This is a genomic window from Gordonia terrae (genome assembly GCF_051789125.1).
GTDB classification, from domain to species: domain Bacteria; phylum Actinomycetota; class Actinomycetes; order Mycobacteriales; family Mycobacteriaceae; genus Gordonia; species Gordonia terrae_A.
This window is the reverse complement of record NZ_CP196526.1, coordinates 1,604,939-1,619,991: the sequence shown is the minus strand read 5'-3', so window position 1 is coordinate 1,619,991 and position 15,053 is coordinate 1,604,939. Positions and strand designations below refer to the sequence as shown.

At 67.4% G+C, this 15,053-nt stretch carries 12 protein-coding genes; 7 read left to right on the top strand and 5 right to left on the bottom strand.

The window, feature by feature from the left end; genetic code table 11:
* Positions 1 to 102: 102 nt before the first annotated feature.
* Positions 103 to 1,509, bottom strand: a complete 1,407-nt coding sequence (locus tag ACSUZC_RS07370; protein WP_439033030.1) for a sulfatase family protein — start codon at positions 1,507 to 1,509, stop codon at positions 103 to 105.
* 335 nt (positions 1,510 to 1,844) lie between these two features.
* Between ACSUZC_RS07370 and efeU the strand changes: the two genes are divergently transcribed.
* From efeU to efeB, 3 genes are read left to right on the top strand one after another with little or no spacing between them, the layout of a single operon-like run.
* Positions 1,845 to 2,774: an iron uptake transporter permease EfeU gene (gene efeU / locus ACSUZC_RS07365; RefSeq protein ID WP_439033029.1), complete on the top strand. Its 930-nt coding sequence runs from the start codon at positions 1,845 to 1,847 to the stop codon at positions 2,772 to 2,774.
* Positions 2,771 to 3,979, top strand: a complete 1,209-nt coding sequence (gene efeO / locus ACSUZC_RS07360; protein WP_439032197.1) for an iron uptake system protein EfeO — start codon at positions 2,771 to 2,773, stop codon at positions 3,977 to 3,979. The genes efeU and efeO overlap by 4 nt, the downstream gene beginning before the upstream one ends.
* The gene (gene efeB / locus ACSUZC_RS07355) at positions 3,976 to 5,301 is read left to right on the top strand and encodes an iron uptake transporter deferrochelatase/peroxidase subunit (protein WP_439032196.1); all 1,326 of its coding nucleotides are present in this window, start codon (positions 3,976 to 3,978) and stop codon (positions 5,299 to 5,301) included. The genes efeO and efeB overlap by 4 nt, the downstream gene beginning before the upstream one ends.
* A gap of 59 nt (positions 5,302 to 5,360) precedes the next feature.
* On the opposite strand, the gene ACSUZC_RS07350 is transcribed toward efeB, so the two are convergent.
* Together ACSUZC_RS07350 and mfd are read right to left on the bottom strand one after the other, a co-directional pair.
* Positions 5,361 to 6,287: a MazG family protein gene (locus tag ACSUZC_RS07350; RefSeq protein ID WP_439032195.1), complete on the bottom strand. Its 927-nt coding sequence runs from the start codon at positions 6,285 to 6,287 to the stop codon at positions 5,361 to 5,363.
* A 135-nt stretch (positions 6,288 to 6,422) separates the two neighbouring features.
* The gene (gene mfd / locus ACSUZC_RS07345; RefSeq protein WP_439032194.1) at positions 6,423 to 10,004 is read right to left on the bottom strand and encodes a transcription-repair coupling factor; all 3,582 of its coding nucleotides are present in this window, start codon (positions 10,002 to 10,004) and stop codon (positions 6,423 to 6,425) included.
* Positions 10,005 to 10,093: 89 nt separating this feature from the next.
* Between mfd and ACSUZC_RS07340 the strand changes: the two genes are divergently transcribed.
* Complete coding sequence (locus tag ACSUZC_RS07340) at positions 10,094 to 10,648, top strand: GNAT family N-acetyltransferase (RefSeq protein WP_439032193.1); 555 nt, start codon at positions 10,094 to 10,096, stop codon at positions 10,646 to 10,648.
* Positions 10,649 to 10,652: 4 nt separating this feature from the next.
* Here the strand turns inward: ACSUZC_RS07340 and ACSUZC_RS07335 are convergent, their stop codons facing one another.
* Complete coding sequence (locus tag ACSUZC_RS07335) at positions 10,653 to 11,354, bottom strand: TetR/AcrR family transcriptional regulator (protein ID WP_238422636.1); 702 nt, start codon at positions 11,352 to 11,354, stop codon at positions 10,653 to 10,655.
* 77 nt (positions 11,355 to 11,431) lie between these two features.
* Positions 11,432 to 12,094: a vitamin K epoxide reductase family protein gene (locus ACSUZC_RS07330; RefSeq protein ID WP_439032192.1), complete on the bottom strand. Its 663-nt coding sequence runs from the start codon at positions 12,092 to 12,094 to the stop codon at positions 11,432 to 11,434.
* Between the two features lie 149 nt (positions 12,095 to 12,243).
* On the opposite strand from ACSUZC_RS07330, the gene ACSUZC_RS07325 reads away from it, so the two are divergent.
* From ACSUZC_RS07325 to ACSUZC_RS07315, 3 genes are read left to right on the top strand one after another with little or no spacing between them, the layout of a single operon-like run.
* A complete protein-coding gene (locus tag ACSUZC_RS07325; RefSeq protein WP_439032191.1) occupies positions 12,244 to 12,888 on the top strand; it encodes an ABC transporter permease in 645 nt (214 codons plus the stop codon).
* Entirely contained in the window at positions 12,885 to 14,207 is a 1,323-nt protein-coding gene (locus ACSUZC_RS07320) for an ATP-binding cassette domain-containing protein (protein WP_439032190.1), read from the top strand. Before ACSUZC_RS07325 ends, ACSUZC_RS07320 begins: the two co-directional genes overlap by 4 nt.
* Positions 14,204 to 15,022, top strand: a complete 819-nt coding sequence (locus ACSUZC_RS07315) for an ABC transporter permease (RefSeq protein WP_439032189.1) — start codon at positions 14,204 to 14,206, stop codon at positions 15,020 to 15,022. The genes ACSUZC_RS07320 and ACSUZC_RS07315 overlap by 4 nt, the downstream gene beginning before the upstream one ends.
* The last annotated feature ends 31 nt before the right edge of the window (positions 15,023 to 15,053 follow it).

Genomic DNA, 15,053 nt, shown 5'->3' with positions numbered 1-15,053 from the left:
GGCCTTTTACGCTCACGTGGGTCGAAAACCTTGACACCGGGACCGTGTCCTGAATGGCGCGACGCCGACCGATCGGTGACGGGGCTCACGCCGCGACTCCCCTCAGCGTTCGCCCGAGGTGATCTCCCCGGCCAGCTCGCGCCGGGCCCCCTGCGGCCGCCGCGACGGCAGGGCCTCCTCCTCGGCCGCGACCTGCGCGGCCTTGGCGTGGAAGGCGTCCATGAACGCCTGCGCGACAGCCGCACCCGTCGCCTCGTCGGGCAGGTCGTCACCCGTCTCGGCGCGCCATCCGGCCAGCGTCGCGGCCAGCGCGGACCGCACCTGCGCGTAGGACGGGTCGTCGGCGACGTTGTTGCGCTCATAGGGATCGGATCGGAGGTCGTAGAGTTCGACGCGCGCACGGTCGCGGTCGATCTCCTGCCGATCCAGCGATCTCGCGGACAGGCTGTCGGCGATGTCGAGCGGCAGCAGCAACGCCGGACGGGCCGCATAGTTCTCGATGTAGCTGTACTCCTTGGTCCGCACGGCGCGGATCGGATCGAACGCGTCGTGGTAGGTCTTCTCGGTGAACACCTCGGTCCGCACGGCGTGCTCGACATCTTCGACGAGCGCGGGCGCATGCGAGTCGCCGTCGACGGAGTCCGGGATGTCCACGTCGAGCAGATCGAGCAGCGTCGGGGTCAGGTCGACGCCGGAGAACAGGTCGTCGTAGACCCGCGGTTCGATCTCCCGCCGCGTCGGGGGACGCATGATCAGCGCGACACCGGTCCCCTCCGCGTACAGCGTCGACTTGGCACGGGGGAACGCCAGGCCGTGGTCGGTGACGAACACGATCCACGTCGAGCTCTCGAGACCGAGTTCGGCGACGGTGTCCAGCAGGCGGCCGACGGCGGCGTCGGCCTTGGTGATGGACCCGTGCAGCCCGGCGAGATCGTCGCGCACGTCATCGGTGTCGGGCAGGAACCCGGGCACGGCAATGCTCGTGGTGTCGGCGGGCTTGTACTCGTCGGCCGGATAGGGCCGATGAGTCTCGAAGAATCCTGCGGTCAGGAAGAACGGCCGTCCGTCTGCGGCATGGCGGCGCAACCAGTCCTGTGACTGCTCCACCACGTAATCGCACCGCGAATCGGACACATCCACCGCATCGAAGCCGAGTCTGGCCGGGTCGGCGCTCTCGTGCTGCATCCCGAACAGCGCCGAGCGGTAACCCACCCCGCCGAGCAGCGACGGCAACGTCTGCACGTCGGGGAAGTACTCGAACCCGTGATGGGCCAGCCCCACGAGTCCGTTGCGGTGCGGGTAGCGGCCGGTGAACAGAGAGCCCCGCGCGGGCGAGCACAGCGGCGCGGTCGCGTGTGCGTCGGCGAAACGGATACCGTCACCGGCCAGCGCGTCGAGCACCGGGCTGTCGACCCCGTCGGCGCCGTAACACGCCAGATGCCTGCCCAGATCGTGCCAGTGGACGAGGATCACGTTGTCGCGGTCGACACCGTCGCGGGTGGAGATCATGCCCCCCATGATGACCCAGAGGATTGTCGGGCAGGACTTCCCGGTCAGACCCGAATCCGGCATTCCGCCCACCGCACTGCGAGACGACATCAAATCACCGTGCGCAAAACTCCTGGCCGCGCCCGGTTCCCGCGTCTGCTTGCCCGACATGAGGCGATGTGCCCTATGCCGGACGCGTTTCCGGGGCTAACGTTTCCGTGGTCAGGCTGAGCGTGGTTAGCCTCAGCGAAGTAGCCGGCGCGATCCGCGTCGGAGGGGACGGGTTCGTGTCAGTAGTCGCTTCGGGCGACGCGTGGTTCGCAGCGGCGAACGATGCGCCGTCGACGTTCACGCAGATGTTCGGCAGCGGCCTCATCGGCCTCCGCGAAGGCCTCGAAACCGGCATAGTGGTCATGGTTCTCGTCGCTTACGTGGTGAAGACCGGCCGGCGCGACGCGCTCGTGTGGATCTGGACCGGCGTGGGCGCCGCCATCGCCATGGTCATCGCGATCTTCCTGGTGATCCACTTCGGCACCTCCACGATGACCCCACTCGCGGCCGAGACCATCGCCGGGATCGCGTCCCTCGTCGCCGTCGTCATCGTCACCTTCATGGTGCTGTGGATGAGCAAGGCCGCGACGCACATCTCGGCGGACCTCAAGAGCGGGATGTCCCAAGCCCTCGTCGCCGGCCGGGCGTCGGTCCTGGGCCTGGCGTTCCTCGCGGTCGGGCGCGAGGGCTTCGAGACGGCCCTGCTGATGGTCGGCTACGCCGAGAGCGTCTCCGGAGGGTTGTGGCCACTGGTCGGCCTGCTGCTGGGCGTCCTCGTTGCGGTGGCACTGACGGTACTGATCTATCAGGGGGCCATCCGCCTCGACTTCAGGCTCTTCTTCACCTATACCGGCATCTTCCTGATCTTCGTGGCGGCCGGCATCCTCACCTACGGCATCGGTGCGCTGCAGACCGTCGGATGGCTGCCCGGGGGCAATGCCGTGGCCTTCGACATATCCGCAGGCTACGACGCCTCGTCCTGGTACGGCACGATCCTCGGCGGCATCTTCAACTTCCGGCCGGATCCCACCGTGCTGCAGGTCATCGCGTGGATCGCGTACGTGGCCATTGTCCTGACCGTCTTCTGGCGCCGGCAGCACAGTCCCCTGCCCGCGCCCGCCCTACCCGCAGACGCCGCACCCGAGTCGAACACAGGACCGCACACCGGGCCAGGCCCGAACACAGCGCAGAGCTCCGCGACCGCGAAGCCCGCGACCGAGAGGAACCCTCAGTGAATCGCAGAACCGTCAGGGCCGCCGCTGCGGCCGCGGTGGTCGTCGTACCCGTGCTCCTCGCCGGCTGTACCGAGAAGGCCGGTTCCGACGGCGCCATCGCGGTCACGTCGACCAACGATGCCTGCGATCTCGCGAGCACCGAGGCCTCAACCGGCAACGTCGATTTCACCGTCACCAACTCCGGCAGCAAGGTGACCGAGTTCTACGTCTACGGCAACAACAACCGTGTCCTCGGCGAGGTCGAGAACATCGGACCGGGCCTGTCCAGCAACCTGAGTGTCGAGATCGTCGAACCCGGCACCTACACGGTGGCGTGCAAACCGGGCATGGTGGGGACCGGTATCCGCACCGACCTGACCGTCGCCGGCGATCGAAAAGAAAAGGCCGACGTACCCTCCGATGTCACCGCGGCGAAAGCGCAGTATCTTGAATACGTCCGCAATCAGGTGAACACCCTGCAGTCGCAGGTGTCCGAGTTCGTCGGCAAGGTGAAGTCCGGCGATCTCGACGGCGCCCGGGCCCAGTTCGGCTTGGCCCGTACACCTTATGAGCGCATCGAGCCGGTCGCCGAATCGTTCCCCGACCTCGATCCCGCGATCGACATGCGCTGGGACGACACCGAGGACGGCACCTTGCCGTTCACCGGTTTCCACCGCATCGAGCGTTTCCTCTGGCCGCCCACGCCCGCCGAGATCGGCGATGCGCCGGGACAGATCACCCCCGCCGACGCCGAGAACGCACGCGCCACCGACAACCCGCAGGCCATCGCCCCGATCGCCGACCAGTTGCTCGCCGACGTCACAACGCTGCGCGACGAGGTCAACAAGCCGGAGTTCGATTTCGAGACAGGCTCTTTCGTCAAGGGCCCGCAGGCACTCATCGACGAGGTCGCCGCCACGAAGATCGACGGTGAAGAGGATCGCTACTCCCACACCGATCTCTGGGACTTCGCCGCCAACGTCGACGGTTCCGAGACCGCGATCGCCACCATGCAACCGATCATCTCGGCCAAGAATCAGGCACTGATGGACAAGATCACCGCCCAGTTCGCGACAGTGCGCGATTCGGTCAACACCTACCGCTCGGGCGACGGTTACGTGTCCTACACCGAGGTGACACCCGACCAGCGCAAGGAGCTCTCGAATCAGATCGATGCGCTCTCCGCGACACTCTCGCAGGTGCCCGGGATCGTGTTGCAGCAGTGACCGATCCGGCTACCCACCCGCAGTCACCGACACCCGAGGCGCCGGGCGACCCCGCGCGCCGCGGGTTCTCGCGTCGGGCGATGATCGGCGGTGCCGGCGCCGGTCTCCTCGTCGCGGCGGGTGGGGTGGCCGTCGGTCGCGCATCGGCGGCCTCGGACGAGCCACGGACACAGATCGTCGAGTTCCGCGGTAAACGCCAGGCCGGAATCGTCACCGAGGCACAGGATCGCCTGCACTTCGCCAGCTTCGACGTCATCACCGACTCCCGCGACGAGCTGATCGCGATGCTCCGCCGCTGGACCGACGCCGCCGAACGGATGACCCGCGGCCAGGAAACCGTGGACGACGGCGCAACCGGCCTCGGGGACTACACACCGCCGGCCGACACCGGGGAGGCCCTCGGCCTCGGGGCCGCCGACCTCACCCTGACGATCGGATTCGGCCCGGGCCTGTTCGGTCCCGGCGCGGCCGACCCCGATCGACCCGACCGTTTCGGCATCGCTCATCGCAAACCCGCTGCACTGGTGGACCTCCCGATGTTCGCGGCGGAGAAGATCGAGCCGGCACGGTCTTACGGAGACATCTGTGTGCAGGCTTGCGCGAACGACCCGCAGGTCGCCGTCCATGCGATCCGAAATCTCGCCCGGATGGGGGTGGGTGTGGTCTCCGTGCGCTGGTCCCAACTGGGTTTCGGCCGAACATCGGCCACCACCCAGACCCAGTCGACGCCGCGTAACCTGTTCGGCTTCAAGGACGGGACGAACAACCTGCGGGCCGAGGACACCGACCTGCTCGATCGTTGGGTCTGGGTCGGCGCCGAGGACAACCCGCCGTCCGCGCAGTGGATGACCGGCGGCACCTACCTCGTCGCACGACGAATCCGTATGGACATCGAACCCTGGGACCGTGCGCATCTGCTCGAACAGGAGCAGATCGTCGGCCGTACCAAGGCATCCGGCGCTCCGCTCGGCAAGAGCGACGAGTTCGACGACCCCGACTTCGTCGTCACCTCCGGTGGGTCACCCGTGATCCCGCGGACCGCTCACGTGCGGCTGGCGCACCCGGACAACCTCGGCGGTGTCCGGATCCTGCGTCGCGGTTACAACTTCACCGACGGCTCGGACGGCTTCGGTCACCTCGACGCGGGCTTGTTCTTCATCGCGTTCAACCGCGACACCGGACGGCAGTTCGTCCCCATGCAGCAGACCTTGTCCCGGAAAGACGCGATGACCGAGTACCTGATCCCCAACGGCTCGTCGGTATTCGCGATCCCGCCGGGCCTCGGTCCCGGTGAATGGTGGGGACAACGCCTCTTCGAGTGAGGGACCGGCGAATCGAAGCACCCGGGTCGCCGAGACCGAGTTCACGAAACAGTTGGCCGCTATGCGTCTGAGGTTCGTCGCGCCTGCTGCTCATCGAGGACACCGGCCCACGCCTCGGGCGAGTCGAGGGTCACACCCAGCTCGGCCGCGCGCTTCTCCGCCGCCCGCACGTCGGACATCAACGCGAGCGCACGGTCGCGCGCCTGCGCCTCGACACTGTCGTCGCCGGCGGTGACCGTCACGGTGAGTGTCTCCGCCGGGATAGTGTCGACGGGATAGTGTGCGGCAGTGAGTCGCTCGAGCACCTTCTGCAACAGGGCGAGTGCGGGCTGGGTCGTCGCGACGCCATCGAGGACCGAGCCGCGACGCTTCTCCGCCGCTTTGCGTTCCTCCCACTCCCGGATCTGTGTCTCGAGATCCGAGTGGGCGCCGGAGAGAACGCCAGGAGTACGACCGGTCACCTTCTCGGTGAAACTACGTGCGACATCGTCGATGTCGAACGGCGCGTCCGGATCGTCGGCGGCGATGCGCGCGTGGAACAGCACCTGCAGCAAGAGGTCTCCGAGCTCTTCGCGGAGCTCGACGGGATCGCCTGCCTCGATGGCGTCGAGGAGCTCGTAGACCTCTTCGAGCAGGTAGCGTCGCAGCGAGTGGTGCGTCTGGGTGCTCTCCCATGGCCCGTTCCGGCGCAACGTGTCCATCAGCGCCACGGACTCGAGAAGCGCTGTTCCCGCGACCGGCTGGGCGGCGACGATCTCCTCGCCGCGGTCGGCGCGCGCACGGACCAATGGGTGGTCGGGGTCGGTGCTGACGAGAATCGACTCGGGGCCATCATCGGTGTCGTCGAAAACGGGCACGACATGGTCGAATTCCCACAGCATCGACGCGGGCACGTCCTCGGTGACCTTGACCGGTCCGGAGAGCATCCCGCGCGCACGGATGGGGATCAGGTCGGGCCGTGCCGGGTCGAGCAGCACCACCGTCATTCGTCGTACGTCCTTTCGCTACCCCCGTGCTTGCCCTCGATCAAACTATCCTGCACCCCTGGAACCCACCCGCTGGAGCGATCGCGACGACGGAGCGTCATCGGCCCGGCCGTCGACGGCGCCTTCGGGCGGCTCTCATGCCCCGGGCTCCGGTTTGAGCTGAGTGAGGAAGGTCGTCACATAGTCGATGAGTTCGTCGTCACGCAGACGCGCCGAACCCACTCCACCCGTCCGCGGGATCGGCAGCGTGACCACGGATGTCGTCGCACGGTAGGTCGCCGCGGAGTAGAGCCTGCGCAGGCGCACCTGTTCGCTGTCGAGCAACGTCAACGGTGAGATCTTCAGGCCCTGACCGGCCAGACCGATCTCCGCGATGCCGCGCTCCCGGCACCTCAACCGCAGCCTGGCGATCGATGCCAGGCGCGTGGTCTCCACCGGCGGAGGGCCGTAACGGTCATTGAGTTCGGCGAGGACGGCATCGACGGCGGCATCGTCGACGGCCGATGCAAGCTTGCGGTATGCCTCGAGACGCAGTCGGTCGGAATCGACGTACTCGACCGGGATGTGCGCGTCTACCGGTAGGTCGATGCGCACCTCGCCGGTCTCCTGCGATTCCACCGGTTTCCCGTCCGCCGCAGCGCGATACGCCTCGACGGCCTCCCCCACGAGGCGGACATAGAGGTCGAATCCGACGCCCGCCACATGCCCGGATTGCTCGGCGCCCAGCACGTTCCCGGCGCCGCGCAGTTCGAGATCCTTCAGGGCGACCGCCATACCCGCGCCGAGCTCGTTGTTCTGCGCGATCGTCGCGAGCCGGTCGTAGGCGGTCTCGGTCAATGGCCGGTCGGGGCTGTAGAGCAGGTAGGCGTACCCGCGTTCGCGAGAACGACCGACGCGTCCGCGGAGCTGGTGGAGCTGCGACAGACCCAGGTTCTCGGCGCGGTCGACGATGAGTGTGTTGGCATTGGAGATGTCGAGGCCGGTCTCGATGATCGTCGTACAGACCAGCACGTCGTACTCGCGGTTCCAGAATCCCGCCACCGTGCGTTCGAGTTGGTCCTCACCCATCTGACCGTGCGCGACAACGACTCTCGCCTCCGGCACCATCGCGGCGATGTCCTTGGCCGTCTTGTCGATGGTCGACACGCGGTTGTGCACGTAGAACACCTGGCCGTCGCGCAGCAGTTCGCGGCGAATCGCGGCGGCGACCTGCTTCGGGGCGTAGGCGCCGACATAGGTCAGAACCGGATGCCGCTCCTCGGGCGGGGTGAGGATCGTCGACATCTCGCGGATGCCGGCCATCGACATCTCCAGGGTTCGCGGGATCGGGGTCGCCGACATGGTCAGCACATCGACGTGGGTACGCAGGGACTTGATGTGTTCCTTGTGTTCCACACCGAATCGCTGCTCCTCGTCGACGATGACGAGTCCGAGGTCCTTCCACACGACGCCGGTCTGCAACAACCGGTGCGTGCCGATGACGATGTCCACCTCACCCTTCGACATCGCCTCGGTGATCTCGCGGGACTCCTTGACGTCGGTGAACCGCGACAGACCGCGCACACGTACCGGGAATCCGCTCATGCGCTCGGTGAAGGTCTGCAGATGCTGTTGGGCGAGAATGGTTGTCGGGACCAGTACGGCGACCTGCTTACCGTCCTGCACGGCCTTGAACGCGGCACGGACCGCGATCTCGGTCTTGCCGTATCCCACGTCCCCGACGACGACGCGGTCCATCGGCACCGCACGCTCCATGTCGGACTTCACCTCGGCGATGACCGTCAGCTGATCCACCGTCTCAGTGAAGTCGAAGGCGTCCTCCATCTCCTGCTGCCACGGGGTGTCGGGCCCGAAAGCATGCCCCGGAGCGGCATGACGTGCCGCGTAGAGCTGGACGAGCTCTCCCGCGATCTCGCGAACAGCTTTGCGCGCCTTGCGTTTGGTGTTCTGCCAGTCCGACCCGCCGAGCTTCGACAACGACGGTTGCTCGCCACCGACGTAGCGCGACAACTGATCCAGCGCGTCCATCGGGACGTACAGGCGGTCCGCGGGCTGACCACGCTTGCTCGACGCGTACTCGAGCACCAGGTACTCCCGGCGGGCGCCCGAGACCGTCCGCTCGATCATCTCCACGAACCGGCCGATCCCGTGCTGATCGTGCACAACGAGGTCGCCCGCCGCGAGCGCGAGCGGATCGACCTGGTTGCGCCGTTTGGCCGGAAGTCTGCGCCCGTCGCGGACATTCGCCACCCGGGTGCCCGTCAGGTCGGCCTCGGCCACCACGACGAGACCGGCATCGGGGCACACGATCCCGGCGCGCAGCGGGGCGCAGAACACCGTCACCTCACCCGGCGCCGGACGATGCCCGGGCTCGGCGATCACATGGGGCACCTCCGCCTCGGACAACCGCTCGCCCACGCGCTGCGCGGTGCCCTTGCCCGCGACCACGATCGCCGCGGTCTTGTCGTCGGACACGTGGGCCCGCAACTGCGCGAAAGTGGCAGCGATCTCCTTCTCGTCACCTCGCGGCGCGGGGCCGGGTGCGAGGTCGAGTTCGAGCTCGTCGCCACTGCCCGTGGACAGCGGACTCAGCGTCCACCACGGCCGTCCGGCAGCGAGGGTCGTCGTGCGGACCTCGTCGAGCGGCCGATAGGCACTGGCCTGCAGATCGATGCCCAGCCCCTGCGCGGATCGTCCGTCGATCGGCGCCTGCGCACCCATCGCGGCCGCGGTCCACGACGCCTCGAGGAACTCCGCGCCGGTCTTCGACAGATCCGACGCACGGGTCCGCACCTTCTCGGGATCGAGGATGAGTACGCGGGTGCCTGCGGGAACCACCTCGGTGAGCAGCTGCATCTCACCGTCGACGAGCGCCGGGATCAAGGCCTCCATCCCCTCGACGGGGATGCCCTCGGCGAGTTTGCCCAGCATCTCGGCCAGCGTCGCGTCGCCGGGGTCGGATGCCGCGAGATCGGCCGCGCGTGCGCGGACCTTCTGGGTGAGCAGGAGCTCCCGTCCGGGATGGATGCGGACCTCGGTGGTCTCGACCTCGGGTTGGCTGCGCTGGTCGGCCACGGAGAACGCGCGCATCTCGGTGATCTCGTCGCCCCAGAACTCCACCCGTACCGGGTGGTCGGCAGTGGTCGGGAAGACGTCGAGGATGCCGCCGCGTACGGCGAACTCGCCGCGCCGCCCCACCATGTCGACGCGTTCGTAGGCCATCTCGACGAGTTGCGCCAGCAGCGCGTCGAAGTCGATCTCGATGCCCTCGCGGAGCGTCACGGTCGCGACGTTGCCGAGTCCCGGCGCCATCGGCTGCACGAGCGAACGGACGGTGGTCACGACCACCCGCAGCGGCATGTCACCGGGGTTGGCGAGGCGATGCAGCACCGCGAGTCGCTGGCCCACGGTGTCCGCGCTCGGCGAGAGGCGCTCGTGCGGGAGCGTCTCCCACGACGGGAACTGCACGACGGCGCCGGCGTCGTCGAGCAGTTCGGCGAGTTCGGCCGTCAGATCGTCGGCTTCGCGACCGTTCGCGGAGACCACAAGCAGCGGCGCATCGGCCGCAGAAGTCAGGCAGGAGACGAGGAAGGGCCGCGCCGCATCCGGTGCGGTGATGTCGAGCGTGCGCTCGTCGCGGCGCGCGTGGACCTCGCCGAAGGACTTGTCCGAGCACGCGAGTGCAGCCAGACCGGACAGGGCACGGAGCGATGACACTCCGCCGATTCTATGGGGCGTGCTTTCGGGAGCTCCCCCCGGTCATGAGGAGTTCTCGTCGGCGCCGCCGTTGTCCTAACCTCAGGCGCATGACCGAGCGGACACCCGAGGCACACGCGTCCCGCGTCGCTGTGGGCGATGCGACGATCGACGACTGCGCGGCGGTGGCGGAGATCTACGCGCACTACGTCGAACACACCGTCGCGACCTTCGACTACGTCGTCCCGTCGCTGTCCCAGTGGCATGCCAAGCACGCCGCGATCACCGCGGCCGGGCGGCCGTTCGTCGTGGCGCGCGTCGTCGAGGACGGCGCCGAGCGCGTCGTCGGGTACGCCTACCTGGGGACCTTCCGCGGGATGCCCGCATACGACCTGTCCACCGAGGACTCGATCTACGTCCGCCCCGGATACGCCGGCCGCGGCATCGGGTCGGCACTCATGTCGGGCCTGCTCGAGCGGGCGGACACCACCAACGTCCGGCAGATCGTGGCGGTCATCGCGGCCACCGGCGGCGAGGGTTCGACAGCCCTGCACGCCCGGTTCGGATTCGAGCAGGTGGGTCGCCTGCGCGCGATCGGCCACAAGGCCGACCAGTGGATCGACTGCATCTACATGCAGAAGGATCTGTGGCCGACGACCCACTGAGGGCTCAGTTGTCGTCGACAGACGTGCGCCGCTGCGACTCCACGTAGTCGGGTCCGACCAGCGCCGGATCCGGATCGAGTCGCGTGAGGCCGTTCCAACACAGGTTGACCAGATGAGCCGCCACGACCTCCTTCGACGGCTCCCGCACGTCGAGCCACCACTGCGCGGTGACCGACACCATCCCGACCAGCGCCTGGGCGTACAGCGGAGCGAGCGACGGGTCGAAGCCGCGCCGCTCGAAATCGCCGGCCAGGATGTGCTCGACCTGGCTGATCGCGTCGTTGAGCAGGCTCGAATAGGTCGCGGTGTCGCTCGTGCCCGCCGTGCTGTCACCGCGCACGAGGATGCGGAATCCGTCGGTGCGCTCCTCCATGTACGTCAACAAGGCGAGCGCGACCTGCTGGATGCGGTAGAGCGAGCGATTCTTCGACAGCGACGAGGTGACCATCTCGAGCAGGGTCTCCATCTCACGGTCGACGACGACCGCGTACAGACCTTCCTTGCCGCCGAAGTGCTCGTACACGATGGGCTTCGAGACCCCCGCGCGTTGGGCGATCTCCTCGATGGAGGTGCCCTCGAAACCGCGTTCGGCGAACAGACCGCGCGCCACCTCGATGAGCTGTAGCCGCCGCTGGGCGCCGGTCATCCGCGCCCGGGGTGCGCGCTGCACCTCGGCCGAACCTTCCGAAGGACGTCCGATCGCCATGTGCTCAGGGTAGGGGTCGACAGCCGGGATCACGAACGGATCGACATCCACCCGACACCTACCGCACGACCGGAGGGTCAGTACAGGCTCGACCAGTACGACCAAAACCTCACCGCGATCAGCACGACGACCACGCCGACCGCCAGGACCAGGATCGGGGCGTGGTTTCGCGCGACCAGCAGCGCGACACGCGACCTCGACGTCAGACCGCTCGCGTGGGCGTTGCGAACACTGACGAACACGAAGATCGGCAGGGTCACCGCCCACACCACCATGCAGTAGGGGCACAGCGCGCCGATCGAGTAGAGACTCGAGTAGATCAGCCACGAGATGAACACCAGGGCGGCGGTCACACCGACCTGCAGTCCCGCCCAGTACCAGCCGGCGAGGCGCGCTCCGGCCAATACGGCGACGCCGGTGGTGATCGCCACGGCGAAACCGGCGATACCGAGCAGCGGATTGGGGAACCCGAACAGCGCGGCCTGCGGTTCGGCCATCACCGAGCCGCAGCTCAACACCGGATTGAAGTTGCACGAGGGCACGTAATCCGGGTCAGCGGCCAGCTCGAATCGCTCGACGGTGAGCACGAAGGACGCCACGAAACCGATGGCACCCCCGACGCTCAGCACCCAGGCGACGACCCGGGTCCAGGACCGCACGGCATCGTCGAGTTGTGCCCGGTCGTCGTGTTCGGTCTCCGTCGTGGTCGCCGCACTGTCACTCACCGCACTGTCACTCACCCCACCAGGATGACACCGTGACCTGAGAGTTCGGCTCAGTCGGCGTCGAAGTCACAATGGATCGGTCCAAATGTCGGCGTCTGGTGCGAACCCTGCGTAATGTCGATCCAGACACCGGGGGCGGGAGCGCCGGGGATGGGACACCGACAGTGCAATTGTGGGATTACCTCAGTGAGAACGCACGATCACTCACTTTTCTGACCTATCAACACGCGTCGCTGTCGTTCCAGACAGTGCTCGTCGGCACGGCCGCGGCCATCGTCATCGCCGCCGTCGTCTATCGACTCCCACTGGCGAGCGCGCTGACACTGACGTCGAGCCGTGTGGCACTGACCATTCCGTCACTGGCCCTTCTCGCATTGCTGATCGTGCCCTTCGGACTCGGTGTGACGCCGTCGTTTCTGATGCTCGCCTTCTTCGCCACGCTGCCCGTCATCGGTAACGCGGTGGTCGGATTGAGATCCGTCCCACCCTCCGTCGTCGAATCCGCCCGCGGCATCGGACTTTCGAGGTGGCGGATCCTGCTCACCGTCGAGTTGCCGATCGCCTGGCCGGTGATCCTGACCGGCATTCGCGTGTCGACACAGATGATCGTCGGAGTCGCCGCGATCGTCGCCTACGTTCTCGGCCCCGGCCTGGGATCACTGATCTTCAACGGCCTGTCCCGCCTCGGCGGCGCCAACGCTCTCGAGATGGCGCTCGCCGGAACGATTCTCATCGTCATCATCGCCCTCGTCTTCGACGCTCTCCTGGTTCTGCTCGGCCGCCTCACCATCTCCAAGGGACTCTCATGACCGACTCCGCCACCACGTCCGCGCCGAACGGCAACAACCGCAACGTCACCGGCGAGTCCATCCGGCTCGACGGTGTGGCGAAGCGCTACCGCGGAACCTCCACGCCGGCCGTCTCGCGTCTCGACCTGGAGATCGACGCCGGTGACATAGTCGCCTTCGTCGGTCCGTCCGGATGTGGCAAGACGACGACGCTGAAGATGATCAACCGCCTCATCGAGCCCACCGAGGGGCGGATCTACATCGGCGGCCGCGACGTCACCGCGGAGAACCCGGACAAGCTGCGCCAGTCGATCGGCTACGTCATCCAGTCCGGCGGCCTGTTCCCGCACTGGTCGGTGAGCAAGAACATCGGCGCCATCCCGCGAATCCTCAAGTGGGACAAGAAGCGAATAGACGAACGCACCGAGTATCTACTCGACCTCGTCGGCCTGGACGCGGCGACGTTCGCCGACCGTCTACCCAAGGACATGTCGGGCGGTCAGCAGCAACGTGTCGGCGTGGCACGCGCACTCGCCGCGGACCCGCCGGTCCTGCTGATGGACGAGCCCTTCGGCGCCGTCGACCCCATCACCCGAGCCCGCCTGCAGGACAAGCTGATCGCGATCCAGCATGAGCTGGCCAAGACCATCGTCATCGTCACCCACGACTTCGAGGAGGCGACCAAGCTCGGCGACAAGGTGCTGATCCTCTCCGAGGGCGGCCACATCGAGCAGTTCGCTCCCCCGGAGGAGATCCTGGCCAACCCGGCGAGCCCCTTCGTCGAGGAGTTCGTGGGATCCGGTGCGACACTCGCCCACCTCACCCTCACCCGCGTCCGCGATGTCGACGTCCGACAGGTGATCACCGCTCGCGTCGGGGAGCCGTCCGGCGCCGTGGTGAGCCGCGCCAAGGCAGCCGGTGAGGACTGGGTCGCCGTGGTCGATCAGCACGACCGTCCGCGCGCATGGCCGTCGGTGGAGGAGATCCGCGCCAAGCCGGAGATCTCCGACTACCTCGACCACCGGCTCCCCGTGGTCGCCAAATCGTCGACGCTGAACGACGCCCTGGACTCCATGCTCGCCACCAGCCAGGGCGGCGTCCTCGTCACCGACGGGCGGGGCGCGGTCGTCGGAGCGCTGAACATTGCGTCGGTCATGGAGGCGATCCGAGGACAGCTCGCGACCGTGCGGGACGACGACGATCAGGGCGGCTACCTCGATCACGCCGACGGATCGGCTCCCGTCGAGACCCCGGTCGTCGCGGCGGACGAAGAACCCGGTCTGGAACACGCCGCCGGCGCCGCTCCGGTGGGCACGCCCGAGACGAGCGCCGACCGGTGACGGGCTTCATCGCCGAGGAGGCGCGACTCACCGAGACCGCGAAACCGCCTGCGCCGGAATCGGTCCCGAACGGTTTCCGTCGCCGACTCGCCCGCATCCCCATCGATGTGTGGTTCGAACCGCTCGTGATCGTGGTCGTCGGCGTCGGCTTCGTCATCTGGTACGCGAACACCGCGTTGACCACCACCGAGAGCGCGTCGATGTCGTGGCCCGCACTACGTGCCACCATTCTCGACCACATCCAACTCACGCTGGTCGCCACGGTGATCGTCGTCCTGATCGCGATCCCGCTGGGCATCGCGCTCACCCGGCCGTCGCTGAAGTGGCTCAACCCCATCGCGATCAACATCGCCAACATCGGTCAGGCCGCACCGGCCATCGGGCTCCTGGTGCTGTTCACATTCTGGCTCGGTACCGGCTTCAACACCGCCGTCGTCGGTCTGGTCGTCTACGCGGTGCTCCCGATCCTGCAGAACACCATCGTCGGTCTGCGACAGGTCGATCAGCGGACGGTCGAGGCCTCCCGCGGCATCGGCCTGTCCGCCGTCCGCACCCTCGTCCAGGTCGAGCTCCCCCTGGCCGTGCCGGTCATCCTCAACGGTGTGCGCACCGCACTGGTCATCCTCGTCGGAACCGCGACACTCAGCACGTTCATCGGCGCGAACAGCTTGGGCACGCTCATCACCACCGGAATCACCCTGTTCCTGCCCAAGCTGCTGGTGTCGGGCGCGATCCTGGTCGCCCTGCTCGCCATGACGATCGACTGGCTCGGACGCCTCGTCGAACTCGCCGCCACACCACGAGGGATCGCATGATGACACGGTCGAGTACGGCCCGCTCGCTACG

Bases quoted from the DNA above. Each gene is read 5' to 3' on its own strand.
- ACSUZC_RS07370 (WP_439033030.1), bottom strand. From the start codon at position 1,509: ATGATCTCCACCCGCGACGGTGTCGACCGCGACAACGTGATCCTCGTC.
- efeU (WP_439033029.1), top strand. From the start codon at position 1,845: ATGTTCGGCAGCGGCCTCATCGGCCTCCGCGAAGGCCTCGAAACCGGC.
- ACSUZC_RS07350 (WP_439032195.1), bottom strand. From the start codon at position 6,287: ATGACGGTGGTGCTGCTCGACCCGGCACGGCCCGACCTGATCCCCATC.
- ACSUZC_RS07340 (WP_439032193.1), top strand. From the start codon at position 10,094: ATGACCGAGCGGACACCCGAGGCACACGCGTCCCGCGTCGCTGTGGGC.
- ACSUZC_RS07335 (WP_238422636.1), bottom strand. From the start codon at position 11,354: ATGGCGATCGGACGTCCTTCGGAAGGTTCGGCCGAGGTGCAGCGCGCA.
- ACSUZC_RS07320 (WP_439032190.1), top strand. From the start codon at position 12,885: ATGACCGACTCCGCCACCACGTCCGCGCCGAACGGCAACAACCGCAAC.